Source organism: Sphingopyxis sp. LC363 (assembly GCF_000756385.1).
In the GTDB taxonomy this organism is placed as follows: domain Bacteria; phylum Pseudomonadota; class Alphaproteobacteria; order Sphingomonadales; family Sphingomonadaceae; genus Sphingopyxis.
In genome coordinates, this window is record NZ_JNFC01000056.1 from 49,251 (window position 1) to 71,583 (window position 22,333).

Genomic DNA, 22,333 nt, shown 5'->3' on the forward strand with positions numbered 1-22,333 from the left:
GCGTGGGGACCAGGACCGTGACCGCTACCGCCTCGACCGTCCGGGCGACCGGACTTTATCGCCGCTTGCAGAACGAAAGCCGCGCCGCCGCCGCCGACCCGATCGAGCTGGTGACAATGCTTTACGACGAGCTCGAAACCGCCGTCGGCGTCCTCGCCGCGATGGTGCGGCAGGGGCAGCGCATTTCGGCGACCGAACCCGCGCATCGCGCGCGCGCGATCCTGATCGGCCTCGACGTCAATCTCGACCGCGACAAGGGCGGCGATGTTGCGACCGCGCTCTCGCGCGTCTACCGCAGCATGCGCCGCAAGCTCGACGATGCCGTGGCGGCGAACAGCGCCGAGGGGCTTTCCGAACTTCTCGAAGGAATCCTGACGATCAGCGCCGCCTGGCGACAGCTTCGTTAGCGCCCATTGCGCGCAATCTGAAATATCCGCATCCCCCGAGCGAAGACGAGGAGCTATGCCGAGCGAAGTCGAGGCTGCGACGTTTTCGGTTCTCGCTCCGCTCGAACGGGCCCCTCGTCTTCGGCCAAAGGCCGAAGTTTATCCTGAGCGCCCGCCAGAGCAGTCGATGGGCTCGGGGATGCGGATCGGATTTGACGCACGCCGCTCTCGCACTGATCATAACGAACGGCTCGCCCGTCGTATGAAGGAGCCGGCCGGTGCCGTTCATATTTGATAACCTGATGGGTACCCGGCCGCCCTAGGTGGGGACGGGCGGCCGGGTGGTGCGGGAGCGGACCAGAGCCCCCTTTTTCAGCGGGTGCTGAAACCTGTGTCGCGCGGGCCGTCAGGCGGCCTGCTGGTGGACGCCATATTTGCGCATCTTCTCGATCAGCGTCGTGCGCTTCAGCGTCAGCAGGCGCGCGGCTTCCGAAATGATCCCGTCGGCGAGGTCGAGCGCGACGTGGATCTGTTCGAGTTCGATCGTCTCGATCTCGCGCTTGAGGTCAATCGGGCGGCCCGGTGCCGGCGTCTTGGCATAGGGCGTCGCGGGCGTCGTGAAATCGTCCGCGCCGGCCTGCACCGCGGCGGGACTGCTGGGGACAGCCGGCCGGGGTGCAAGCGCTGCGGTGGGGTTCAAAAGCATCGCGACATCGTCGGCGCCGAGCGTCTCGCCGCCGTGGAGAACACTGGCGCGTTCGACGAAATTGCGGAGTTCGCGCACATTGCCCGGCCAGGCGTGCTGCATGAGGAGCGCCATCGCGGCGTCGTCATAGCGGCATTTGGCATCGGCCGGCATCCGGCGCTGGAAGTGGCGGACGAGCGCCGGAATATCCTCGACGCGGCTGGCCAGGCTGGGGACCTGGAGCACAACCACGCCGAGCCGGAAGAACAGGTCTTCGCGGAACTTGCCTTCGGCGATCGCGGCGCCGAGATCCTGATGGGTGGCCGAAATGACGCGGACGTCGACGGCCTTCACCTCGCTGCTGCCGACGCGGACGATCGTCCGGTCTTCGAGCACGCGGAGCAGTTTCACCTGCATGTCGAAACGCATGTCGCCGATTTCGTCGAGGAAGAGCGTGCCGCCCTCGCTCGCTTCGAAATGACCGATGCGGCGGGCATGGGCGCCGGTGAAGCTGCCCTTTTCATGCCCGAACAGTTCGGATTCGATAAGTTCGCCGGGGATCGCGCCGCAGTTGATCGCCGAAAAGGCCTTGCCCGCACGGACGCCTTCGTCGTGGATCGCCCGGGCGACCAGTTCCTTGCCCGAGCCCGACGGGCCGCAGAGCATCACCGAAGCGTTCGATCGCGCCACGCGGCGGATCATCTCGCGCAGCCGGCAAACCGCCGGGCTCGACCCGATGATCAGCGCTTCGAGCGCTGCATTATTGTTGTGCCCCAGTGTCATTTTGGTCTCCACCGCACCGCCCGCTCGGTGCCCCTTCGATGGACTCAGCAATTGACGAAACTGGTAAACAAAAGCTTATTTGGTTCTCGCTAAGCTATTCAAAACAAAGGGATATCGCCAAAATGAAAGCATTAACGCCACAAACGCGTTAACTATCGCCGATATGCTGCCAAATTGGCACTAATCGTTCACCGACCGCCACCCGAGGGTGATCGAGATACGGCGATTGCGCGGATCGAATCGGTCGGAAGGGACATAGGGCTCGCGATCGGCGACCCCTTCGATTCGCGCGAACCGCTCCGACGCGATGCCGCGGAACGAAAGATAGTGGCGCGTGACCTCGGCGCGGTCGACCGACAGGCGCCAGTTGTTGGTGCCCGATTTCGCCGACCAGGGTGCAGCGTCGGTGTGCCCGCGGATCATCACCCGGTTGGGCACTTCGGCGATCAGCGCCGCGACCTCGGCGAACAGCTTCGCGCCGGACGGGGTCAGTTGACTGGTGCCGATCGCGAACATCGAGACGTCGGCGTCGTCGACGATGTCGATGCGCAGCCCTTCGAGCGTTTCGGTGAAGCGCAGGTTGCGCGCGAGGCGCTTGAGGTCGGCGCGGCTCTGGAGCCGCTCCTTCAGCGACTGGGCGAGCGCGTTGAACTTTTTCGATTCGGCTTTGCGTTCGCGCCCCGACGCCTCGCGCGGGCCGCCGACCGCATCGCGCGGGATCGTCATCGCGCGCGTGCCCGTTTGTGCGGCGCCATGCGGATAGCGATCCGCCGCCACCAGCGAATCGCCGCCGAACAGGCCGTTCGATCCCGCGGTTTCGGTTTTCGTCTGCACGATCGTCGGCGCGAAATAGTCGGCGAGCGCCTTGCGCTGGGCCTCGTTGGTCGCGCCGAGCAGCCACATCAGGAGGAAGAAGGCCATCATCGCGGTGACGAAGTCGGCATAGGCGACCTTCCACGCGCCGCCGTGGTGGCCGCCATGCGCTTCCTGAATCACCTTCTTGACGATGATCGGCCGCGGCGGCGTGTTCGGGCGCGCGGCCATCAGCGGCCTCTCATGCCATCAAAGACTTCGGCGAAGCTCGGCTGGTTATGATGGTCGACGCCCGAACGCGCTGCCTCGATCACCAGCGGCTGCGGATGGCCGTGGAGCGAGGCGATGATCAGCTGCTTCACCGTGTGATAGATGGCGCCGTCGCTTTCGATCACCGTCTTGGCGCGCGTCGCGAACGGGCCGACGAGGCCATAGGCGAGCAGCACGCCGAGAAAGGTGCCAACAAGCGCCGAGCCGATCATCGCACCGAGGATCGCCGGCGGCTGGTCGATCGAGCCCATCGTCTTGACGACGCCGAGCACCGCCGCGACGATGCCGAGCGCGGGGAGCGCGTCGGCGAGGCTCTGCAAGCCTTCGGCGGGCTTCAGGCTGTGGTGGTGGTGGCTTTTCAGCGCATTGTCCATCACCTCCTCGACCGCGTGCGGGTCGAGCGTCCCCGACGACACGACCACCAGACGCAGCGTGTCGCAGATCAGATGGACGAGCGTGTCGTCCTTCAAAAGCTTGGGATATTGCTGAAAGATCGTCGAATTCTTCGGATCCTCGATATGCGGCTCGACCGCGACCGGCCCCTCAGTGCGCATCATCTTCATCAACGTCGAGACGAGCAGGATGCAGTCGAGATAATCCTGCTTCTTGTATTGCGGTCCCTTGAAAACCTTGCCGAGCCCGCCGGCGAGCGCCTTCAGGTCGGCGCCCGAATTGCCGATGATCAGCGAGCCGAGCGCCGCGCCGCCGATGATCAGCATCTCGTGCGGCAGCGCGTGCATCACGGGGCCGAGGTTGCCCCCGGTCAGCGCAAAGCCCCCGAAGACCAGCAGGATCAAGACGACGATGCCGACAACGGGAAACATGTGCGCGCAACTCCATTCGGGACCCGGCTGTCGAGGCCGGCCCCGCAAACTCAGGCCCCCACTAACTCGGGGACGTCTTGATGATTAACGGCAGCGCCGTCGCAAGATTGAGGGCCGTCAGCCCAAAATATCGAACAAGGTCTGCCGGTTGATCTTGGCGAAGGCCGCCTGCGCGGCCTGCAGCGTCAAATCCTGCGCATGGAGCTGGGCGATCGCCTCTTCGAGATTGGTATCCTCGACCACCGAGCGTTCGTCCTTGAGCGCGATCCCGCGCGATGCAAGACCGTCGCCGATGCGGTCGAGGCGACCGCCCGACAGGCCGATCTTGGCATGTTCGTCGGCGACGTGGCTGATCGCGGTGTCGAGCGATCCCAAGGATGCGTTCATTCCCGCCTTGTCGTTCGCGGCGACTGCCATCGCGGCGTCGCGGATTCCCGTCGACAGGCTGTTGCCCCCGACGACAAAAACATCGGCCGCCGACGGTACCGGCGCAAAGGTGACGTCAGAATCGAAGCGCATCACGCGCGCGGCGCCGGCGGCGAATACCGGATCGCCGTTCGAATCGCGGGTCGCCGCGAGCGCGTCGAGCTCGTCGGCGATCGTCCCGAGTTCGGCCGCAATCGTCGCGCGGTCGGTGGGGTTCGCGGTATCGCTCGCGGCGGCGAGCGTCAGCTCGCGTGCGCGCGACATCAGGTCGCTCACCGATTTCATCACCCCGTCGGCCTGCGACACGAGTGCCGAGGCCGAATTGACGTTCGCCGACCAGGCGGCCATGCTCGCCTGCGTCGTGCCGATCGTCGCGATGCGGCGCGCCGCGACCGGATCGTCGGACATTCGGAGGAGCTTCTTGCCGCCCGAAATCTGGATCTGCGTCCGCTCGAGCGCGTCGGCGAGCTTTTGTTGGCGCGCGATTTCGCGCGTCATGCGATTGCCCACGGCGTTGATCATCGTCCCGGCCTCCTTACAGCGAGCTCAAGAGCGTTTGCATCGTTTCGCGCGCGACCTGGATCGTGCGCGCGGCGGCCGAATAGGCCTGCTGGAAGCGCAGCAATTCGGCCGCCTCGGTGTCGAGATCGACCTGGCTGACCCCATCGCGCGCGGCGGCCGACGCGTCGGCGCGCGTCGCGGCGGCGGCATCCTGCGCGCGCGACGACGCGACCGTCTGCGCCTGCGAGGCCATATGGCCCGACCAGCGCGCCTCGGGATCGTCCGCCCCCCGCATCGAGCCGAACGCCAGCATATTGCCGTTGCTGCCCGACGCGTCGGCGGCCGCCACCTGATCGGGGGTCAGCGTCGTGGCGGTCAAGGTCGCGGCGCTGGTGCCCGTGAACAACGGCTGCCCCGGATTGCCGCCGGCATCGGTACCCGCCTGATGCGCGGCGTTGAGCTGGGTGGCGAAATCACTCGCCATCGTGTCGAGCGCGGCGCGCTGGTCGGCGACATGGTTCGCCCCCTCGGCGAGCCCGGCGAGCGATCCCGTCGAGATGGCAAGCGGCGATCCGCCGATACTGTACGACAGCCGCCCGTCGGCCGCGGCAGTCACCGAAATCGGGTTCACAACCCCGCCGCCGACAAGCAGGTCGCCCGATCCGGCGGCGCGCAGCGTCACCGCGCCATTATTGTCGAAACTCGCGCTGACCCCCGCCTGCGACGACAATTTGTCGAGCAATCGGTCGCGCTCGTCGAGCAGGCTCGCTTCGTTCGTCGATCCCGGCCGCGCCTTGCGCAGCCCGATGTTGATCTGTTCGAGCGCATCGAGGTTCGCGTTGAACGTGTCGACCTCGCTCGCGGCGGCGCCCTCGATCCCCTCGCCCATCTTGTCGAGTTCGTTCGCGGCGGTGCGGAATCCCGATGCGATGTCGTCGACCGACTGCAGAAACTGGGCGCGCAGCGTCCGGTTCGACGGATCCGAGGTCAGCTGGTCGGCGGTCGTATAGAGGTTGGTGAGGCCGGTCTTGATCCCGTTCGTCTCGTCGCTCAAGGCGCCTTCGACCTTGCCCAGCCAGTCGAGCTTCGTCGCCGCGCGTTCGGCATCGCCCGAGGTGAGGCGCGAATCCTCGATCAGCCACGCGTCGACCGAACGGTCGAGGCCGCGGATGTCGACGCCGCCCGGATTGGTGTTGCCGCGATAGAAGATCGAATTGCCGCCGCCGACGGCTTCCATCATTTCGAGCCGCCGCCGCGCGTATCCGGGCGTCTGGGCGTTGGCGATATTGTCGCCGATCGTCGAGAGCGCGCGCGAATAGGCCTTGAGCCCGCTGTAGCCGATGCCGAGCAAGTCGCTCATTGCACGCCTCCGCCCGAGCGCGTGGCAAGCCCGCCGAGCGGTCCGCGGAACTGCCGCTCGACCATGTCGGCGATGCCGAACTGGCGCATCGCGGCGAGGCTGTCGGCGGTGCGCGCGTCGGCCATCTCGCGGAAATTGTCGGTCGCGCTCGACCCGAAGATGTCGTCGGCAAGCTTCGCCTGCCGCATCGACGCCATCAGCTGGCGCAGGATCACGGCTTCGAACGCCTCGGCCGCCTTGCGCAGCCCGCCGTCGCCGCCCCCCGCAGCCGCGGGGGTGGGCGTCGCCGAAACGGAAGAAATGGGGCTCGTCATATGATCACCAGTTCCGCAGTGAGCGCGCCGGCCTGGCTCAGCGCCTCGAGGATGGCGACGAGGTCGCCGGGGGGAACGCCCAGCCGGTTGATCGAATCGACCAGATCGGAGAGCGAGGCATTGGGGTTCATCAGGAAGGCCGGGCGATAATCTTCGGTGACTTCGATCTCGCTCGATGGCTCGATCGCGGTCTGGCCGCGGCTGAACGGCGCGGGCTGGACGACCATCGGCGCTTCCTTGATCGACACGGTGAGCTTGCCGTGGCTGACTGCGGCGGTACCGACGCGGACCGCGCCGTTGATCACCACCGTGCCGGTGCGCGCGTTGACGATCACTTTCGCCGGCGGTTCGGCGCGCGTCACGCCGAGATTCTCGATCTGCGACATCAGCCGCATCCGCTCGTCGCCGTTTCCGCTGGCGCGGATCGCGATGCTCGCGCCGTCGATCATCGATGCGGTGGCGGGGAGCGCGGCGTTGATCGCGTCGGTGACGCGCTTCGCATTGGTCGCGTCGAACTGGTGGAGGTTGAAGGTCAGATAGCTGGCGGTCGCAAAGCCGGTGTCGACCGCGCGTTCGACCGTCGCACCGCCCGCGATGCGCCCGCTCGACGGCACATTGACAGTCAGCTTCGACCCGTCGGCGGCATCGACGCCGAGCCCGCCAATGACGAGGTTACCCTGCACCATCGCGTAAATCTGTCCGTCGGCGCCATAGAGCGGCGCGAGCACGAGCGTGCCGCCGCGTAAGGATTTTGCCTTGCCGATCGCCGAGACGGTGACGTCGAGCCGCTGGCCGGGCTTGGCGAAGGGCGGCAGTTCGGCGGTGATCATCACCGCCGCGGCGTTCTTGAGCGCCGGGTTCACTCCGGGCGGCAGCGTCAGGCCGAAGCGCGACACCGCGCCGCGCATGCCCAACGTCGAATAGTCGAGGCTGTCGTCGCCGGTGCCGGCGAGGCCCACGACCAGGCCGTAGCCCGTCAGCTGGTTCGCGCGCAGCCCCTGGAATTGGCCCATGTCCTTGATGCGCTCGGCGTGCGCGGGCGCCGCGAAGGCGAAGCTCGCGAGCAGCAGCGCAAAAAGGGTGAACAGGATCGGACGCTGGGTCACTTCAAATTCCTTGTTAGAAGGGGCTGATGATCGAGAAGAAACGCTGCAGCCAGCCTTGCCGGCTCGCGCGCGCGATCTCGCCCTTGCCGACGTAGCGGATGTGCGCGTTGGCGACGCGGGTCGACAGGATGCGGTTGTCGGGGCTGATGTCGATCGCGCGCACTATCCCCGAGATCTGGACGCGCTCGTCGCCGCGGTTGAGGGTCAGGAATTTCTCGCCCTTCACCAGCATCGTGCCGTTGGGATAGACGGCGGCGACGGTCACGCTGACCTCGCCCGACAGCGCATTCGACTGCGACGCTTCGCCCTTGCCCTTGAACTGCTGGCCTCCCCCCATTGCTATATCGCTGGGGTTGAACAGCGACAGCGGTCCGGTGGTCGGCGGCGTGAGGCCGATATCGCCGTCGCGCTGGGTGCCCGCAGCATTGCTTTTCGTCGCCGCGGTGCGCTCGACGAGCTGGATCGTGACGATGTCGCCGACCGCGCCCGCGCGCCCGCCCGACGTCAGCGGCACATAAGCGCCCTGAAAGATCGAGCCGTTCGCCGGCGGCGGAGGAGGCGGCAGCGGCATCGACGCCGCAAAGGCGTCGGGCGGCAGCTTGTCCTTCGCGTGCGCCAAGACAGGCGCGAGCGCGACGGCCAGCATCGCCAGCCTAGAGAGTCTGCGACGCATTTTTCATCATCTCGTCGGTCGCCGAGATCATCTTCGAATTGACCTCATAGGCGCGCTGCGTCTCGATCATGTCGACGAGCTCCTCGACGACATTGACGTTCGATCCCTCGAGCATCCCGCCGCGGAGCGAGCCACGGCCTTCCTCGCCCGCGCCGCCAACGAGCGGCGCACCCGAGGCCTGCGTTTCGACGAGCATGTTGCCGCCGATCGCCTGCAGCCCCGCCGGGTTGGCGAAGCGCGCGATCTCGATCCGGCCGAGTTCGAGCGCGGTGCCGTCGGCGGCGGTCGCCGAGACGGTGCCATCGAGACCGATCGTCACATTGCTCGCATCCTCGGGAAGCTGGATCGCGGGGGTCAGCGGCTTGCCGTCCGACGTCACGATCGTGCCGTCGGGGGCGCGGCCGAAATTGCCCGCGCGAGTATAGCCGATGCGCCCGTCGGGCATTTCGACCTGGAAATAGCCGGCGCCGTCGATCGCGACGTCGAGCCCGTTGCCCGTCGTCTGGAACGCGCCCTGCGTATCGATGCGCGCGGTGCCGTTGAGTGCGACGCCGGTGCCGAGATTGAGCCCCGTCGCATAGCGATTTTCCGCGGTCGAAGGCGCGCCGGCCTGCGTCATCAATTGATAGCTCAGCGTCTCGAAGCTCGCGCGGTCGCGCTTGAAGCCCGTGGTGTTGACGTTGGCGAGGTTGTTGGCGATCACCTGCATCCGGAAGCCCTGGGCATCCAGACCGGTCCGCGCGACGTGCAAGGCACCGATACTCATTTCATATTCTCCTTGAGCGTGCTCTAACGGGGGAGCTGCATCAGATTGGCGGTCGCGCTGTCCATGTCGCGCACGTCGCTGATCATCTTCAATTGGGTGTCCCAGCTGCGGCTCGCCTCGATCATCTCGACGAGCGTGCTGGTCGCGGTGACGTTCGATCCTTCGATCGAGCGGGTGAGCAGCCGCGCTTCGGGGTCGTCCGGCAATATGCCGCCGCCCTTGACGCGGAACAGGCCATCGAGGCCTTTGACGATTTCCGACCCCGCGGGAGTCGCGAGCCGCAGCCGGTCGACCTCCTGCGGATTTTCGGGATCGCCGCCCTGCGGCACGACCCACACGCGGCCTTCCTGGTCGATGTTGATCGCGTCGGCGGGCGGGATCGTCACCGGGCCCTGCGTCCCCTGCACGGGGTTGCCGTCGCCGGTGGTGAGCAGCCCGCTCGGCGAGACTTGCAGGTCGCCGCGCCGCGTGTACGCCTCTTCGCCGTCCTTCGCCTGCACCACCAGCAAGGCATCGCCCTGCATCGCGATGTCGAGGTCGCGGCCCGTCTGGGTGACGGTCCCGGCGCGCATGTCGGCGCCGAGCACTTCCTCGGACGCCATCGCACGCGCGTCGAGCCCGCTGCCGTCGAGCCACAGCGACTGCGCATTGGCCATATCGGCGCGGAAGCCGGGTGTCTGCGCGTTCGCCAGATTGTTGGCGATCGCCGTCTGCCGGGACATGCTGCCCCGCATCGCGGTAAGGCTGGTATAGATGAGGCGGTCCATCTGGATACTCCCGGCAGGCGGTGGTCAGGGCTGCGTCAGCGCATGCCGATGATCGTCTGGGTCAGCTGCGACGCGCCCTCGATCGCCTTGGCATTCGCCTGGAAATTGCGCTGCGCCGACATCAGCATCACCAGCTCCTCGGTGATATCGACGTTCGAGCGTTCGAGCGCGCCCGAACGGACCGCGCCCATCGAGCCGCTGGTCGGGCCGTCGATCGTCGGCGGGCCGCTTTCGCCCGTCGACTGCCAGTGCGCATCGCCCGTCGGACGCAGGCCCGACATCGTCGGGAAGGTCGCCATCGCAACCTTGCCGAGCATCTGGTCTTCCCCGTTCGCGAAAGTCGCGGTGACGAGGCCGTCGAGTCCGATCGACACATTGACCAGCGACGCGGTCGGGTCGGACGGCGCGCCCGTGGGCAGCTGCATGTCGAAGGCGCCGGCGAGCGTGTTGTTGGTGACATTGCCGTCGGCATCGACGGGCAGCAGCTGCAGCTTCGAACCCGTCGTGTCGATGACATAGCCGTCGGGCGTCGGTTCGAACGAGCCGTTGCGCGTATAGGTGATCGCTTCGGTCGGCGGATTGCCCTTCACGATGAACAGGCCCTCGCCGACGATCGCCATGTCGAGCGTCTTTTCGCTCGCTTCGTACGATCCCTGCGTGAACTGCTGGGTGATGCCGTTGAGGCGCGTGCCCTGGCCCGCGATCGTCTTCGTCGACTGCGTCGGCGACGAGGCGAAGATATCGCCGAACTGCGCCTTGCTGCGCTTGAAGCCGACCGAGCCGGCGTTGGCGATATTGTTCGAGATGACCGACATATCGGTCTGCGAAGCCTTGAGGCCCGAGAGCGAGGTATAGAATGACATGGACTTATCCTTCCTGCGTGGTGGGAGCGGGCGCCGGGGTGGCGGCCTTGATGTCTTTGAGCAGCTGCGTCTGCGCGGTCAGCTGCTCCGAAATCTGCGCGAGCACATTGTTCGTCTCGCTGATCCCGGCGAGGCTCGAGAATTGCGCCATCTGAGCGACCATCTGCTGATTATCGACCGGGTTGAACGGATCCTGCTGCGACAGCTGCGCGGTCATCAGGCGGAGGAAATCGCTCTGATCCATCTGCTGGCTGGTGCCCTTGGGGTGGATCACGGGGTTGTTGTTGGTGATGCTGTTGACGCCCATCTTACTGTCCCATCCTGAGAGTTTCGTTGATCAGGCCCTTCGCGGTTTCGAGGACCTGGACATTGTTCTGATACTGGCGCGCGGTCTCGACCATCTCGACCAGCTCGGCGGCGCTATCGACCGCGGCTTCCCAGACGTTGCCGTCGGCGTCGGCGAGCGGGTTCGACGGATCATGGCGTTTCGACGGCGCCATTTTCGAGGTCGTGACCTGATCGATCTGGACCGTCGCGCGGCCATGGTCGTCCATCACGGTGCGAAACACCGGCTTCAGCGAGCGGAAGGCGCCCGCCTCGCTGCCCGCGACCGTCCCCGCGTTGGCAAGGTTCGACGCCGTCGTGTTCAGCCGGACGAGCTGCGCCGACATCGCGCGGCCGCTGATGTCGAAGACCGAGAAATTGCCGTTCATCGTCATTCGCCCTTGAGCGCGCGCGACAGCGTGTTGATGCGGCCGCTGAGGAAGGCGAGGCTCGACCGGTAGGCCAGCGCGTTTTCGGCATAGGCGGTCTGCTCGGTCGCCATCTCGACGGTGTTGCCGTCGAGCGACGCCTGGACCGGCACGCGATACGAAATCGCGCCGTCGGTCGAGGCGCCCTGCTGTGCGAGGTCGAGCGCCTTGGCGAAGTCGATGTCGCGCGCCTTGTAATTCGGCGTCGCGGCGTTCGCGATGTTCGACGCGAGCATCATCATGCGCTGGCTGCGCAGCTGGAGCGCAGTCGCGTGCAGGCCAAAGAGTTTCTCGGATGCCATCATCCCGTTCCTTCATTTGCCGCCATCCGGCGGCGGGGCTTTCGCCGGGTCCGGCCGGGTGGCACGGACGCGCGGAAATACACCAAGGCATGATGCAATGGCCGTGCCAAAAGAAATTAATCATCATATTTCAATAATTTATATGGAGTTCAATGCAAGGTGCGAGCGCCCTCGTCAAAAAACCGACGACGCCCGTCGCCCCTCGGCAAAACCGCGCGTCAAACCGCGACTGGCACGCTTCCTGCAGCTTATCGGGCGAACAACCGGACCGAAGGAGATCGACCTTGTCCCGCAAAATTCTCGCCGGCCTCGCCGCCTGCCTCATCGCCGCCCCATATGGTGCCGGCGCCCAGCAGGCGACCGAAGACTGGCAAACGATCGACGCGCTGACCGCGACGGTCGCCAATGCGCTGGGCCGTACGGCGACGCCGATCGATCGCCGCATCAAGCTCGCGCGCTGCCCCGAACAGGCGTCGATCACCGCGATCGACGCGCACACGCTTGCAGTGCGCTGCGACGCGCTCGGCTGGCGCCTGCGCGTCCCGATGACGGGACCCGCCGGCGCCGCACCCGCGGCGGCAAGCTATGCCCGCCCCGCGCAAAGCGCCCCGGTGATCCGCCGCGGCGACAATGTTCGCGTCACGATCGACACGCAAAGCTATTCGATCAGCTATGCCGCGATCGCCGCCGAGGACGGCCGCGTCGGCGAGACGATTGCGCTCAAGGGCGAGGACAACAAGTCGAAGCTCAGCGCCACCGTCACAGGGCCGGGGCGCGCCGTCCTGCACGACTGATCTTTCTTACCTTACCCTCCTCCAGGCCCGGCCTGTCGGCTTTCCGACGGCGCCGGGCCTTTCTTTTGTTTTTTTGATCAGCCGCCTTAATCGCCGCATACACCGTCCGTTAAAGCCTTCGTGAACCGCGCCGTCACTTTTCTGACGGCACCGGATGGAGGCTTTTATGTCGGGTGACAGCAAGATCGGACCAGTCGGCGCCGTCGGCCGCGCCGTCCCGTTGCGCCGGGTCGCGAGCGAAAGTGTCGCGGCGATGCGCACGCCCGCACAGCTCCAGCCGGCACAGGAAAATCTGCCGACCGCGAAGCTGACGCGCCTCGCCGGTAGCCTGGCCGACCAGGCGCCGCCGGTCGACGTCGCGCGCGTCGCATCGCTGCGCACCGCGATCGCCAACGGCAGCTATAGCGTCCACCCCGCGATCATCGCGAGCGCGATGCTCGACTTTCACGGCCGCGGGGCCGAATGATGCTGGCGCAGATGGATGAGGTTCAGGCGCGGCTCAACACGCTCGTCGGCGCGCTCGACGGGCATGATGCCGGCGCGATCATCGCCGCGACCGAGGAACTCGCGACCGCGGTGATCCTGTTTCGCGGCGCGGCGGTCCCCGCGGGCAGCGAGCATCGCGCGCGCGCGCTGATCGGGCAGACGCTGAACCAGCTCGAAGCCGCTGCGGTGCGCGTCAACATATTGAAGAACTGGACGCGTCAGAGGATTGACAAAAGCCATGACATCCGCGGCACCCGCCCGCGCGGAGCTGCTTTAAGCTACTAAAAATAAACAAAATATCGGTCGTTTCCGCGAAATGGCACGATGATTGCTTTTGGTCTGCTGAACAAGCGGAACCGAAAGCCATGAACGCAATCAACAATCCCCAGGGCGCCAACCGCATCGCCGCCCCCGTGCTCGACGCGGTGCAGAATGCGTCGGTGCGGTCGGGAATCGATTTCGACTATCTGTTCGACGTCGCGCGCGTCGAGAGCGCCTATAATCCGGCCGCCAAAGCGTCGACCTCGTCGGCGCGCGGCCTCTATCAGTTCACCAAGCAGACCTGGCTCGCGACGCTCGACCGCCACGGCGCGAACCACGGCCTCGCCTGGGCGGCCGATGCGATCGGCCGCGACGCGTCGGGCCGGCTGAGCGTCGCCGATCCCGCGCTTCGTCAGCAGATCTTCGACCTGCGCGACGATCCCGCCGCCTCCTCGAATATGGCCGCCGCGCTGACCGGCGACAATCGCGCCTATCTCGAAAGCCGGATCGGCCGCAGCGCCGAGCCGGTCGACCTCTATCTCGCGCATTTCCTCGGGAGCGGCGGCGCCGCCAAATTCCTGACGGCGCTCGCGGCCGATCCCGACCAGCCCGGCGCGTCGATGATGCCCGAGGCGGCCGCCGCAAACCGGTCGGTCTTCTACGCCGGCGACGGCAGCATGCGCAGCCTTGCGGAGATCCGCGAACGCTTTCGCGTGAAGCTCGAAGAGGGCGGCAAGATCGAAAATATGAAGCCCTTCGCCCCCACCGGCTGGCACGCGCAGGCGAGCAGCTCGAGCGGGTTGGCGAGCGCCGCCGGCGGAGGACGTCCGCCGCTCCAGATGATGGATATCCAGCCTATGCCAAAGAAGCTCTCGATGGGCTTTGCCGCCGATGCCTATCGGCGGCTCGCGTCGCTTTCGGGAGGCGCGGCATGACCGCTGGCTTCAACCTCCGCAATTTCGCGCGCTTCGCCAGCGTCTCGGCGCTGCCGGCGGGGATGCTGATCCTCGTCGGGCTGATGGTGATCCCGGTCTCGCCGCTGATTCTCGACATCAGCTTCGTCGCGAACATCATGATCAGCCTGTTGATCCTGATGGTCGCGCTGCAGGCGTCGAAACCGCTCGACTTCTCGGCTTTTCCGACCGTGCTGCTGCTCGCGACCCTGTTCCGCCTTGCATTGAACGTCGCCTCGACGCGCGTCGTGCTCGTCCACGGCCACGAGGGCACCGCGGCGGCGGGCCATGTCATCGAGGCGTTCGGCCAAGTGCTGATCGGCGGCGACTATGTCGTCGGCCTGTTCGTGTTTTTCGTGCTGATGATCATCAACCTGATCGTGATCACCAAGGGCGCGGGCCGCGTGTCCGAAGTGTCGGCGCGTTTCACCCTCGATGCGCTGCCCGGCAAGCAGATGGCGATCGACGCCGATCTCAATGCCGGGCTGCTCACCCCCGAAGAAGCCAAGGCGCGCCGCGTCGAGGTCGGCACCGAAGCCGATTTCTACGGCTCGATGGACGGCGCCTCGAAATTCGTGAAGGGCGACGCGGTCGCGGGCCTCTTGATCCTGTTCGTCAACATCGTCGGCGGGCTGATCCTCGGCATGTTCAGCCACGGCCTCAGCCTGTCCGAAGCCGGAAGCACCTATATCACACTCGCGATCGGCGACGCGCTCGTCGCGCAGATTCCAGCGCTTTTGCTGTCGATTGCCGCCGCCGCGATCGTCACCCGCGTCGCGTCGCCCTTCGACCTCAGCGGCCAGATCGGCAGCCAATTCTCCTCGCCCGTCATCTGGATGGCGGTCGGCGGCATCCTCCTCATCCTCGGCCTCGTTCCCGCGATGCCGCAGATGCTGATCCTGCCCGCCGCCGCGCTCTCCTTCGCGATCGGCTGGCAGCTCCGCCGAGCCGAAGCCGCGGTCGCCGACCTGCCCGAGCCCGCCGCGCCCGCGCCCGACCCCTCGCACATCGAATGGGCCGACGTCAGCGACGCAAGCGCGTGCCAGCTCGAGATCGGCTATGCGCTCGTCACCCTCGTCGACGAACGCAAGGGATCGCCGCTGATGACGCGCATCACCGGCATCCGCCGCCAGCTGTCGAAGGAACTCGGCTTCGTCGTCCCGCCGGTGAAGGTCAGCGACGATCTGTCGCTGCCCGGCAACGTCTATCGCATCTCGGTCGCCGGGGTAATCGTCGGCGAGGATGAGGTCTTCCCCAACGAGATGCTCGCGCTCGATTCGGGCGACCTCGTCACCAAGGTGACCGGGCGGCCGTGCAAGGATCCGACCTTCGGCCTCGACGCGCTGTGGATTCCGAAGGCGATGCAGAATGACGCGATCGCGGCGGGCTATACGGTCGTCGACCCCGCCACCGTCGTCGCGACGCACCTCAACAACAGTATCGTCGGATCGGCGGCCGAGCTGTTCGGCATCGACGATGCGCAGGCGCTGATCGACAATCTCAAGACGCATTATCCGCAGCTCGCGCAGAATCTCTCGCCGCAAGGCTATTCGCTGCCGCGCGTCGCGAGCCTTTGCAAATCGCTGCTCGTCGAACGCGTGCCGCTGCGCGATTTCCGCAAGATCGCCGAGGCGATGGTTGCGCTGTCGGGCCAGCAACTCGGCGAAATCGACCTGGTCGAGGCGGTGCGCCAGCGCATCGGCGCGCTCATCGTCCAGACGATCGTGCCGAGCCGGATGCCGCTTCCCGTCGTCACCTTCAGCCCCGAAATCGAAATGCTTCTCAACCAGGCCGTGCGCGCCAATCCGGCCGCCGAATGGCCGTTCGAACATGGCATGGCGATGACGATCATCGAACAGGTCGGACAGGCGGTCGAACCGCTGCTGCTCCAGACGCGCAGCTTCGCGCTCGTCGCCTCGCCGATCTGCCGCTCCGCGCTTTCGCGCCTCGTGCGCGCCACTTTCCCCGACGTCGCCGTCATCTCCTACCTCGAGATTCCCGCGACCAAGCAGACCGAAATCGTCGCGACGATCGGCGCCGAAGTGCCGCGCCTCGCGTCCGGGCCCGACGCCCCCATGGAGGACCAAGTGCATGAGAATTGAGCCCGCCGAGCAATTTGCCGCGAGCGGCCGAGCGCCGGGTGCGCGAGGCTATGGCGAAAGCGTCGAGGCGCTGGTCGAGGAATATGCCCCGCTGGTGCGCAAGATCGCGTGGCAGGTCTTTTCGCGCGTGTCGCGGACCAGCGAACTCGACGATCTGATCCAGACCGGGCTGATCGCGCTGATCGAAGCGAGCCGCCATTATGAGGAGCGCGGCTTCGCCTTTGCCACCTATGCGACAACGCGCATTCGCGGCGCGATGATCGACCAGCTGCGCCGCGAGGCCGACGTCGGCCGCTCGGCGATGGTCGCCGCGAAGCGGATCCAGGCGATGCGCGGCGCGCTCGAACAGCAGCTGATGCGCGCGCCGACCGCGGCCGAGATGGCGGTCGCGTTCGACATGTCGGCCGAGGATTATTTCGCGCTCGAACGCAATGCGACGCACGGCCGGTCGACCTCGCTCGACGAATTGACCGACATCGGCGCTTTCCTCGCCGCCGACGAGGATGCCGGCGCCGACGAACGCTGCGAGCAGGAGGATCTGATGGGGGCGCTGCGCGAGTGCGTCGGCCGCCTGTCCGAGCGCGAGCAGATGGTGCTCCAGCTCTATTTCTTCGAAGAACTCAACCTGCACGAAATCGGCCTGACGCTCGACGTCAGCGCCGCGCGCATCTGCCAGATCAAGCGCGAGGCGATGATCAAGGTCGACCGCATGATGAAGGAAATGACCGAATAGGAGCGGCCGGGTGCGGTGCGCGCGACCAGTCGCCCCCGCACCCGATCCGGGGATCAGGCCGCCAGCGGGGGAAGAGCCTGGCGGACGCCGCCGATCTTTTCGAAATAGCTCGCCATGCGCTCGGTCCCGCTGTCGCTCAGGCGCACGATCGTGCGGCGGCGATCGCGCTCGTCGATCGAGCGATGCACCAGTCCGCGCTGCTCGAGCGATGCGATCATGCGCAGCCCCGACGACAGCGGAACCCCCGCCCCGGTCGCGAGATCGCTCGCGCTGAGCATACGGCCGTGCGCGCCCGCGAGCATCAGATCGAGCATCATGTCCCAGACAGGCCCCGACATTTCGGCGGTCCCGAAATGGCTGCGGCGGATACGCCGGATCTGGATGCTGAGCGACAATTGGTCGAGCAGCCCCGCGCTTGTCGCCGCGTCGCGGCGAACAGCTTCGGCCGGGCGCGCGGCGGCGGATGGCGATTCCTCGCCGCGGCTCGCGAGCAGTTCGTGGATCTGGTCGACCCGCGATTTCAGCTCGGCAATTTCTTCGTTCGAAAACGGCTGCATGTGACGATGCCCCTGGGGAGCCACATTTCAGGCCGTAACGTCATTCCGCCGACTGTAGGATCCCGATGCGTAGATGATCAGCAACAGGATCGGATAGGATATATACACCGAAAGCAGCGAATAGGGCCGCGCCAATATCTCCGAGAACATGAGTTTCTGGATATGCCCAAATATGGCGATCAGCTGCCATCCGGTAATCCAGTAAGGCCAGAAACTCTGCGTCCGCATGGCGATGAACCAGAAGCTCATCAGAACCAGTACGTCGATGATGAAGATATTGACCTCGATGTTGGTCCAGGTCGGGAAAGGCGTCACGGCCGTCGTGAGGACCGAGGCGATCAATGCCGTATAGGCTGCCCAGCGTTCGAGCGGTCCGCCGCGTCGGATCGCGACGGCGACGGTGATGAGCAGAACGGCATAATAGATCGCCACGGACCACATTGTGGCAGTCAACCTTTCTTGCGGATCAACCGGCCTTCGCGAACGCCGGCGCGTCGGCGCCCTGGCGGTCGTTGCTGCCCTCGTCGACCAGCTTCGCGCTCGCCGGCTTGACGCCCGCGCCGAACATGCGCGTGCCGAGGCCGACTTCCTTCTGCGTCACGGTCAGCGCCAGATGCGCGTCGGTCAAGAGCTGGCGGACCTCGCCGGCGGCGGCGAGCGCCTGTGCGACCTTCGCCATCGCTTCCTGGCCGACGATCGCCGACATATTCGTCTCGCGGCGCGCGGCGGGCAGCGTCGCGGCGAGCTGCGCGATGCGGATCATCGCTTCGTCGATGGCGTCTTCGGCCAGATGCAGCTCGGAAGCGATCTTCTTCGCCGCAGAAACTCGTTGATTCAGCATCATCTTTTTCCTTGAAAAAGAATGCTACCGGTTCCCCCCCGCAGCATTCGTTCGAACATCAGGTCAGAACGCGACCGAGTCCGACAAGGATCGAATAGAGGGCGGAGAAAGCCAAAATCGTCGCGAAGGCGATCAGGATTGGCCAGATTATCCTTTCCATCAACCCATGCCGGTTGGCCGGCTGGGACGCGGTAGGAAATGGCGAACCAATATCGAAAAATCGCCGAAACGAACTGCGCCCCGGTTCCGCATCGACGGCTGGAGGAACCTCGCCTAGGTCGATCAATTGATATGTCAAAGGCTGATAAGGGGTAACATGATCGAAGACACCGTTAACCGCCAGGATCCGCGCCGCTTCGATTCTGTTGGAAACATTAAGTTTTTTTAACACGCGCCGAACACGCTCATCGACGGTGTGCGGCGACACGTTCATCAGACGGGCAATCTGCTTGGAATTTTTATGCTCGTAAACGTGCCGCAGCGTCTCGATCTGCGCGGCCGACAGCAGGCTGAGGTAATTGTCGGGGTCGCCTTGCACGGGGGTTGGAATAGAGCATCACGAGTCGAAATCAAGGTCGGTAGCTAGCTAATTTCCTTGCCGCTCCATATTCGGCCACCGCTCCGGCGTCCGATTCGCCCCGCTATCGGCTCTCCTTCAAACCGCGATAGCGCTGGATCGACTTTTCGATGTGCCGGCGCGCGGCGCGGCGCGCGGCGACGGGATCGCCCGCCTCGATCGCGACGACGATCGCCTCATGATCGCGATTGATCGTGTGCGCGTAGCGCTGGTGCCGGACCGGATCGTCGCCCTGCAGATAGAGCCGCCGCGACGGCACGAGCCGCACGCCGAGAAACTGCGTGAAGCGCAGGAAATAGGGATTGCCGGTCGCGCTTGCGATCGCGGCGTGAAAGGCGGCGTCGGCGGCGACCGACGCATCGACGTCGCGGCTTTCCTCCATCGCGTCGAGCGTATGCCGCAGCGCCGCAAGGTCCGCATCGGTCCGGCGCCGGGCGGCAAGGTCGGCCATTTCGACCTCGAACCCCATGCGCATTTCGAGCAGCCTCAATACATCGTCGATCTCGCCGATTTCTTCGGCAGTCACCTGGAAGGCGCGATATTGCGCGCCGTCGGGAACATAGGCGCCCGATCCGCGCCGCGAGACCAGCAGGCCGCGCGCCGCGAGCCGCGAATAGGCCTCGCGCACGACCGTGCGGCTGACGCCGAACGTCTCGGTGATCTCTTTTTCGGTCGGGAAACGCGATCCGACGGGCATTTCGCCCGTTTCGATCTGTTCCTCGAAACGCTGGACCAGATCGTCGGCCAGCGATGCCGCCTTGGTTACCGCCATGGATGCTGCGTTATCATCGAGCCGCGAGGCTGGCTAGGGTCCGTGCCCATGAATTACGCGTTCGAAGTTGGGGCGATTTTGTCCGGTGCGAAAAGGCAAGGATCTTCGACCGCATCACCAACTCCACATCGTTCCGTCCTCGAGCCGGTTCACCGGCAGATAGGCGCGAGCATAAGGAAAGGTTTCGGCGAGCGCCTCGTCGATCTCGACGCCGAGGCCGGGCGCGTCGCCCGGATGCAGCATGCCTTCCGCGAAGCGGTAGGCATGCGGAAAAACCGCGTCGGTCTCCACCGTGTGGCGCATATATTCCTGTATACCGAAATTGGGGATTGAAAGCCCCAGATGCAGCGCCGCCGCCATCGTCACCGGCGACAGGTCGGTCGCGCCGTGGCAGCCGGTGCGGACCTGGTGGAGGTCGGCGAGAGAGGCGATCTGTCGCATATGCGTGATGCCGCCCGCGTGGAGCACCGTCGCGCGGATATAGTCGATCAGCCGGTTCTCGATCAGATGCTTGCAATCCCACACCGACGAGAAAATCTCGCCGACCGCCAGCGGCGTCGTCGTGTGCTGGCGGATCAGGCGGAACGCCTCCTGATCTTCGGCCGGGGTCGCATCCTCGATCCAGAAGGGACGATAGGGCTCGAGATCCTTGCCGAGCCGCGCCGCCTCGATCGGGGTCAGCCGGTGATGGATGTCGTGGAGCAGATGGACGTCCCAACCGAGCGCCTCGCGCGCCGCGGCGAAGAGTTCGGGGACGATCCGCATATATTTCGCCGTCGACCAGATATTTTCGGTCGGCAGGTCATTGTCGGCGGGCTCGTAGAAATAGCGGTCCTTGCTGACACCATAGGTCGACGCCATCCCGGGCACGCCGCACTGCAGGCGAATCGCCTTATACCCCTGCCGCTGGTAATCGAGGGCCGCCTCGATCGTATCTTCGATCGTCGTTCCGTTGGCGTGGCCATAGACCATGCAGCCCTCGCGCGCCGCGCCGCCGAGCAATTGATAGACCGGCAGCCCCGCGATCTTGCCCTTGATGTCCCACAGCGCCATGTCGACCGCCGCGATCGCCGCCATCGTCACCGGCCCGCGGCGCCAATAGGCGCCCTTGTAGAGAAATTGCCAGATATCCTCGATCCGATGTGCGTCGCGCCCGATCAGACAGGGGACGACATGCTCCGAAAGATAGGCCGCGACGGCCAGTTCGCGGCCGTTGAGCGTCGCATCGCCGACGCCGGTCGTGCCGTCATCGCATTCGATTTTCAGCGTCGTGAAATTCCGGCCCGGCGAGGTCAATATCACCCGGGCTGACACGATTTTCGGCATTCCATTCCCTCTGGCCATATGCGCTAGTTGTGTGACAACATTATTGACACTCGATTAAAAAGGAAAGAGGTATGTCACCGGTGTCAAGGCGAAAAGCCGGGCCCGCTTGAGAGGGAGAGGATATGCCATGTCGCTGAGCCTGTTTTCGATTCTGATGACGACGCCCGCGGCCTTGTCGGCGCCCGCCGAGCCGGTGATGCCGCACCCCGCCGCGATCCTCACCGACACGCGCCGCGTTGCCGACTGGCAGCTCGCGAACCGCACCAACTGGGCGACGATGCCGGCGGCGCGCAAGAGCGTACAAGAGGTACGCGACTGGCAGCAGGCGACCTTCTGGGTCGCGCTGACCGAGCTCGCGAACCGCGACAGACGATATGCAAAGCCGCTGCTCGACCTTGGCCGCGCCGAAAAATGGCAACTGGGCGACCTTCCCTTTCACGCCGACGATCAGCTGATCGGGCAGGCGTGGCTATGGGCGGCGAAAAATGGCGCGGGCAAGAAGGCGATCGCGCCGATGCGCGCCTATTTCGACCATGTCCTCGCCAACCGGCCGACGATGGGGCTCGAATTCATCCCCGTCGCGCCCGGCAAGGGCACGTCGGCCTGCACCGATCGCTGGTGCTGGTGCGACGCCTTGTTCATGGCGCCGCCGACACTGCTCCGCCTCGCCAAAGCGACCGGCGACAAGCGCTACGCCGATTTCGTGCACGAAGAGTGGAAGGCGACGACCGACTATCTCTTCGACCCGTCGGAACAGCTCTATTTTCGCGACAGCCGCTTTTTCGACATGCGCGACGCCAAGGGACGCAAGCTGTTCTGGAGCCGCGGCAACGGCTGGGTGATGGGCGGGCTCGTCCGCGTGCTGCAGGTGCTGGACAAGAAGGACCCGCAGCGCCCCTATTATGAGAAATTGTTCAAGGACATGGCAACCCGGCTCGTGACGCTGCAAAAGGCCGACGGATACTGGCCCGCCTCGCTGCTCGACAACAACCCCGGCACGCCGCCCGAATCGAGCGGCACCGCCTTCTTCACCTATGCCTTCGCATGGGGGGTCGACAACGGCCTGCTCGACCGCGCGACCTATCAGCCCGCAGCGGTGCGCGGCTGGGCGGCGCTCGGCCGCGCGGTCCAGCCCGACGGCATGCTCGGCTGGGTCCAGCAGGTCGGCGACCGCCCCGACAGCGTCTCGGCAAAGGAGACACAATTCTACGGCAGCGGCGCCTATCTGCTCGCGGGAACCGCGATGTTCGATTTGGCGAAAAAGCGCGGAAAGCCTCAATAAATTCGGCGGTTGCGGTTCATACCGGCTCCCGGCGCGAATGATTGACTTCTCCTTTTTG

Annotated in this window: 28 protein-coding genes; 8 read left to right on the forward strand and 20 right to left on the reverse strand. The window is 65.6% G+C overall.

The genetic code is table 11. From position 1 onward, the window contains the following. Positions 1-17 precede the first annotated feature (17 nt). On the forward strand, positions 18-407 hold the full coding sequence (locus FG95_RS16875) for a flagellar export chaperone FliS (protein WP_037557396.1): 390 nt from the start codon (positions 18-20) through the stop codon (positions 405-407). Between the two features lie 385 nt (positions 408-792). On the opposite strand, the gene FG95_RS16880 is transcribed toward FG95_RS16875, so the two are convergent. The 14 genes from FG95_RS16880 to FG95_RS16945 all read right to left on the reverse strand — a co-directional run bounded on the left by FG95_RS16880 (position 793) and on the right by FG95_RS16945 (position 11,594). Further along, positions 793-1,854, reverse strand: coding sequence for a sigma-54 interaction domain-containing protein (locus FG95_RS16880; protein ID WP_037557397.1), 1,062 nt, complete (start codon positions 1,852-1,854; stop codon positions 793-795). 180 nt (positions 1,855-2,034) lie between these two features. Further along, complete coding sequence (locus FG95_RS16885; protein ID WP_037557398.1) at positions 2,035-2,898, reverse strand: flagellar motor protein MotB; 864 nt, start codon at positions 2,896-2,898, stop codon at positions 2,035-2,037. After that, a complete protein-coding gene (gene motA, locus FG95_RS16890; protein ID WP_037557399.1) occupies positions 2,898-3,761 on the reverse strand; it encodes a flagellar motor stator protein MotA in 864 nt (287 codons plus the stop codon). Before motA ends, FG95_RS16885 begins: the two co-directional genes overlap by 1 nt. Before the next feature lie 117 nt (positions 3,762-3,878). Next, positions 3,879-4,709, reverse strand: coding sequence for a flagellin N-terminal helical domain-containing protein (locus tag FG95_RS16895; RefSeq protein ID WP_037557400.1), 831 nt, complete (start codon positions 4,707-4,709; stop codon positions 3,879-3,881). 13 nt (positions 4,710-4,722) lie between these two features. Continuing rightward, on the reverse strand, positions 4,723-6,048 hold the full coding sequence (flgK, locus tag FG95_RS16900) for a flagellar hook-associated protein FlgK (protein WP_037557401.1): 1,326 nt from the start codon (positions 6,046-6,048) through the stop codon (positions 4,723-4,725). Then, positions 6,045-6,362 carry a rod-binding protein gene (locus FG95_RS16905; protein WP_037557402.1) on the reverse strand — a complete coding sequence of 106 codons (318 nt, stop codon included), beginning with the start codon at positions 6,360-6,362 and terminating at the stop codon, positions 6,045-6,047. The genes flgK and FG95_RS16905 overlap by 4 nt, the downstream gene beginning before the upstream one ends. Then, a complete protein-coding gene (locus tag FG95_RS16910; protein WP_052182463.1) occupies positions 6,359-7,468 on the reverse strand; it encodes a flagellar basal body P-ring protein FlgI in 1,110 nt (369 codons plus the stop codon). The genes FG95_RS16905 and FG95_RS16910 overlap by 4 nt, the downstream gene beginning before the upstream one ends. A gap of 13 nt (positions 7,469-7,481) precedes the next feature. Continuing rightward, positions 7,482-8,141 carry a flagellar basal body L-ring protein FlgH gene (locus FG95_RS16915; protein ID WP_037557403.1) on the reverse strand — a complete coding sequence of 220 codons (660 nt, stop codon included), beginning with the start codon at positions 8,139-8,141 and terminating at the stop codon, positions 7,482-7,484. Beyond that, a complete protein-coding gene (gene flgG, locus FG95_RS16920; protein ID WP_037557404.1) occupies positions 8,122-8,907 on the reverse strand; it encodes a flagellar basal-body rod protein FlgG in 786 nt (261 codons plus the stop codon). Before flgG ends, FG95_RS16915 begins: the two co-directional genes overlap by 20 nt. Positions 8,908-8,930: 23 nt before the next feature. Then, positions 8,931-9,674: a flagellar basal-body rod protein FlgF gene (flgF, locus tag FG95_RS16925; RefSeq protein WP_037557405.1), complete on the reverse strand. Its 744-nt coding sequence runs from the start codon at positions 9,672-9,674 to the stop codon at positions 8,931-8,933. Between the two features lie 35 nt (positions 9,675-9,709). Continuing rightward, complete coding sequence (locus FG95_RS16930; protein ID WP_037557406.1) at positions 9,710-10,537, reverse strand: flagellar hook-basal body complex protein; 828 nt, start codon at positions 10,535-10,537, stop codon at positions 9,710-9,712. A gap of 4 nt (positions 10,538-10,541) precedes the next feature. Beyond that, a complete protein-coding gene (locus FG95_RS16935; protein WP_037557408.1) occupies positions 10,542-10,844 on the reverse strand; it encodes a flagellar hook assembly protein FlgD in 303 nt (100 codons plus the stop codon). Position 10,845: 1 nt separating this feature from the next. After that, the gene (gene flgC / locus FG95_RS16940; RefSeq protein WP_037512556.1) at positions 10,846-11,256 is read right to left on the reverse strand and encodes a flagellar basal body rod protein FlgC; all 411 of its coding nucleotides are present in this window, start codon (positions 11,254-11,256) and stop codon (positions 10,846-10,848) included. Then, entirely contained in the window at positions 11,253-11,594 is a 342-nt protein-coding gene (locus FG95_RS16945; protein WP_037557409.1) for a flagellar basal body rod protein FlgB, read from the reverse strand. Before FG95_RS16945 ends, flgC begins: the two co-directional genes overlap by 4 nt. 281 nt (positions 11,595-11,875) lie before the next feature. Between FG95_RS16945 and FG95_RS16950 the strand changes: the two genes are divergently transcribed. The 6 genes from FG95_RS16950 to FG95_RS16975 all read left to right on the forward strand — a co-directional run bounded on the left by FG95_RS16950 (position 11,876) and on the right by FG95_RS16975 (position 16,920). After that, positions 11,876-12,385, forward strand: a complete 510-nt coding sequence (locus FG95_RS16950) for a flagella basal body P-ring formation protein FlgA (RefSeq protein WP_037557410.1) — start codon at positions 11,876-11,878, stop codon at positions 12,383-12,385. Between the two features lie 166 nt (positions 12,386-12,551). Next, positions 12,552-12,851, forward strand: coding sequence for a flagellar biosynthesis anti-sigma factor FlgM (gene flgM / locus FG95_RS16955; RefSeq protein ID WP_161786573.1), 300 nt, complete (start codon positions 12,552-12,554; stop codon positions 12,849-12,851). After that, a complete protein-coding gene (locus tag FG95_RS16960) occupies positions 12,848-13,156 on the forward strand; it encodes a hypothetical protein (protein ID WP_235211604.1) in 309 nt (102 codons plus the stop codon). Before flgM ends, FG95_RS16960 begins: the two co-directional genes overlap by 4 nt. Positions 13,157-13,236: 80 nt before the next feature. Further along, positions 13,237-14,067: a transglycosylase SLT domain-containing protein gene (locus FG95_RS16965; RefSeq protein WP_037557412.1), complete on the forward strand. Its 831-nt coding sequence runs from the start codon at positions 13,237-13,239 to the stop codon at positions 14,065-14,067. Then, on the forward strand, positions 14,064-16,187 hold the full coding sequence (gene flhA / locus FG95_RS16970; RefSeq protein ID WP_037557414.1) for a flagellar biosynthesis protein FlhA: 2,124 nt from the start codon (positions 14,064-14,066) through the stop codon (positions 16,185-16,187). The genes FG95_RS16965 and flhA overlap by 4 nt, the downstream gene beginning before the upstream one ends. Beyond that, a complete protein-coding gene (locus tag FG95_RS16975; protein ID WP_037557415.1) occupies positions 16,177-16,920 on the forward strand; it encodes a sigma-70 family RNA polymerase sigma factor in 744 nt (247 codons plus the stop codon). The genes flhA and FG95_RS16975 overlap by 11 nt, the downstream gene beginning before the upstream one ends. A gap of 53 nt (positions 16,921-16,973) precedes the next feature. Here FG95_RS16975 and FG95_RS16980 read toward each other — a convergent pair whose 3' ends face one another. The 6 genes from FG95_RS16980 to manD form a co-directional block, all read right to left on the reverse strand. Continuing rightward, a complete protein-coding gene (locus FG95_RS16980; RefSeq protein WP_037557416.1) occupies positions 16,974-17,477 on the reverse strand; it encodes a MarR family winged helix-turn-helix transcriptional regulator in 504 nt (167 codons plus the stop codon). A 27-nt stretch (positions 17,478-17,504) separates the two neighbouring features. Beyond that, a complete protein-coding gene (locus FG95_RS16985; RefSeq protein ID WP_037557417.1) occupies positions 17,505-17,918 on the reverse strand; it encodes a hypothetical protein in 414 nt (137 codons plus the stop codon). Between the two features lie 25 nt (positions 17,919-17,943). Then, positions 17,944-18,321, reverse strand: a complete 378-nt coding sequence (locus FG95_RS16990) for a hypothetical protein (RefSeq protein WP_235211605.1) — start codon at positions 18,319-18,321, stop codon at positions 17,944-17,946. 55 nt (positions 18,322-18,376) lie between these two features. Next, complete coding sequence (locus FG95_RS16995; protein ID WP_037557418.1) at positions 18,377-18,856, reverse strand: response regulator transcription factor; 480 nt, start codon at positions 18,854-18,856, stop codon at positions 18,377-18,379. 103 nt (positions 18,857-18,959) lie between these two features. Further along, positions 18,960-19,667, reverse strand: coding sequence for a FadR/GntR family transcriptional regulator (locus FG95_RS17000; protein WP_037557419.1), 708 nt, complete (start codon positions 19,665-19,667; stop codon positions 18,960-18,962). 114 nt (positions 19,668-19,781) lie between these two features. Beyond that, complete coding sequence (gene manD / locus FG95_RS17005; protein WP_037557420.1) at positions 19,782-20,993, reverse strand: D-mannonate dehydratase ManD; 1,212 nt, start codon at positions 20,991-20,993, stop codon at positions 19,782-19,784. A 127-nt stretch (positions 20,994-21,120) separates the two neighbouring features. Between manD and FG95_RS17010 the strand changes: the two genes are divergently transcribed. After that, positions 21,121-22,275 carry a glycoside hydrolase family 88/105 protein gene (locus FG95_RS17010; RefSeq protein WP_037557421.1) on the forward strand — a complete coding sequence of 385 codons (1,155 nt, stop codon included), beginning with the start codon at positions 21,121-21,123 and terminating at the stop codon, positions 22,273-22,275. The last annotated feature ends 58 nt before the right edge of the window (positions 22,276-22,333 follow it).

Bases quoted from the DNA above. Each gene is read 5' to 3' on its own strand.
- FG95_RS16880 (WP_037557397.1), bottom strand. From the start codon at position 1,854: ATGACACTGGGGCACAACAATAATGCAGCGCTCGAAGCGCTGATCATC.
- FG95_RS16980 (WP_037557416.1), bottom strand. From the start codon at position 17,477: ATGCAGCCGTTTTCGAACGAAGAAATTGCCGAGCTGAAATCGCGGGTC.
- FG95_RS16885 (WP_037557398.1), bottom strand. From the start codon at position 2,898: ATGGCCGCGCGCCCGAACACGCCGCCGCGGCCGATCATCGTCAAGAAG.
- flgM (WP_161786573.1), top strand. From the start codon at position 12,552: ATGTCGGGTGACAGCAAGATCGGACCAGTCGGCGCCGTCGGCCGCGCC.
- FG95_RS16960 (WP_235211604.1), top strand. From the start codon at position 12,848: ATGATGCTGGCGCAGATGGATGAGGTTCAGGCGCGGCTCAACACGCTC.
- FG95_RS16895 (WP_037557400.1), bottom strand. From the start codon at position 4,709: ATGATCAACGCCGTGGGCAATCGCATGACGCGCGAAATCGCGCGCCAA.
- FG95_RS16975 (WP_037557415.1), top strand. From the start codon at position 16,177: ATGAGAATTGAGCCCGCCGAGCAATTTGCCGCGAGCGGCCGAGCGCCG.
- FG95_RS16985 (WP_037557417.1), bottom strand. From the start codon at position 17,918: ATGTGGTCCGTGGCGATCTATTATGCCGTTCTGCTCATCACCGTCGCC.
- flgC (WP_037512556.1), bottom strand. From the start codon at position 11,256: ATGACGATGAACGGCAATTTCTCGGTCTTCGACATCAGCGGCCGCGCG.
- manD (WP_037557420.1), bottom strand. From the start codon at position 20,993: ATGCCGAAAATCGTGTCAGCCCGGGTGATATTGACCTCGCCGGGCCGG.
- FG95_RS17000 (WP_037557419.1), bottom strand. From the start codon at position 19,667: ATGGCGGTAACCAAGGCGGCATCGCTGGCCGACGATCTGGTCCAGCGT.
- FG95_RS16915 (WP_037557403.1), bottom strand. From the start codon at position 8,141: ATGCGTCGCAGACTCTCTAGGCTGGCGATGCTGGCCGTCGCGCTCGCG.
- motA (WP_037557399.1), bottom strand. From the start codon at position 3,761: ATGTTTCCCGTTGTCGGCATCGTCGTCTTGATCCTGCTGGTCTTCGGG.
- FG95_RS17010 (WP_037557421.1), top strand. From the start codon at position 21,121: ATGTCGCTGAGCCTGTTTTCGATTCTGATGACGACGCCCGCGGCCTTG.
- FG95_RS16935 (WP_037557408.1), bottom strand. From the start codon at position 10,844: ATGGGCGTCAACAGCATCACCAACAACAACCCCGTGATCCACCCCAAG.
- FG95_RS16930 (WP_037557406.1), bottom strand. From the start codon at position 10,537: ATGTCATTCTATACCTCGCTCTCGGGCCTCAAGGCTTCGCAGACCGAT.
- flhA (WP_037557414.1), top strand. From the start codon at position 14,064: ATGACCGCTGGCTTCAACCTCCGCAATTTCGCGCGCTTCGCCAGCGTC.
- FG95_RS16905 (WP_037557402.1), bottom strand. From the start codon at position 6,362: ATGACGAGCCCCATTTCTTCCGTTTCGGCGACGCCCACCCCCGCGGCT.
- FG95_RS16990 (WP_235211605.1), bottom strand. From the start codon at position 18,321: ATGATGCTGAATCAACGAGTTTCTGCGGCGAAGAAGATCGCTTCCGAG.
- flgG (WP_037557404.1), bottom strand. From the start codon at position 8,907: ATGAGTATCGGTGCCTTGCACGTCGCGCGGACCGGTCTGGATGCCCAG.
- FG95_RS16965 (WP_037557412.1), top strand. From the start codon at position 13,237: ATGAACGCAATCAACAATCCCCAGGGCGCCAACCGCATCGCCGCCCCC.
- flgK (WP_037557401.1), bottom strand. From the start codon at position 6,048: ATGAGCGACTTGCTCGGCATCGGCTACAGCGGGCTCAAGGCCTATTCG.
- FG95_RS16945 (WP_037557409.1), bottom strand. From the start codon at position 11,594: ATGATGGCATCCGAGAAACTCTTTGGCCTGCACGCGACTGCGCTCCAG.
- flgF (WP_037557405.1), bottom strand. From the start codon at position 9,674: ATGGACCGCCTCATCTATACCAGCCTTACCGCGATGCGGGGCAGCATG.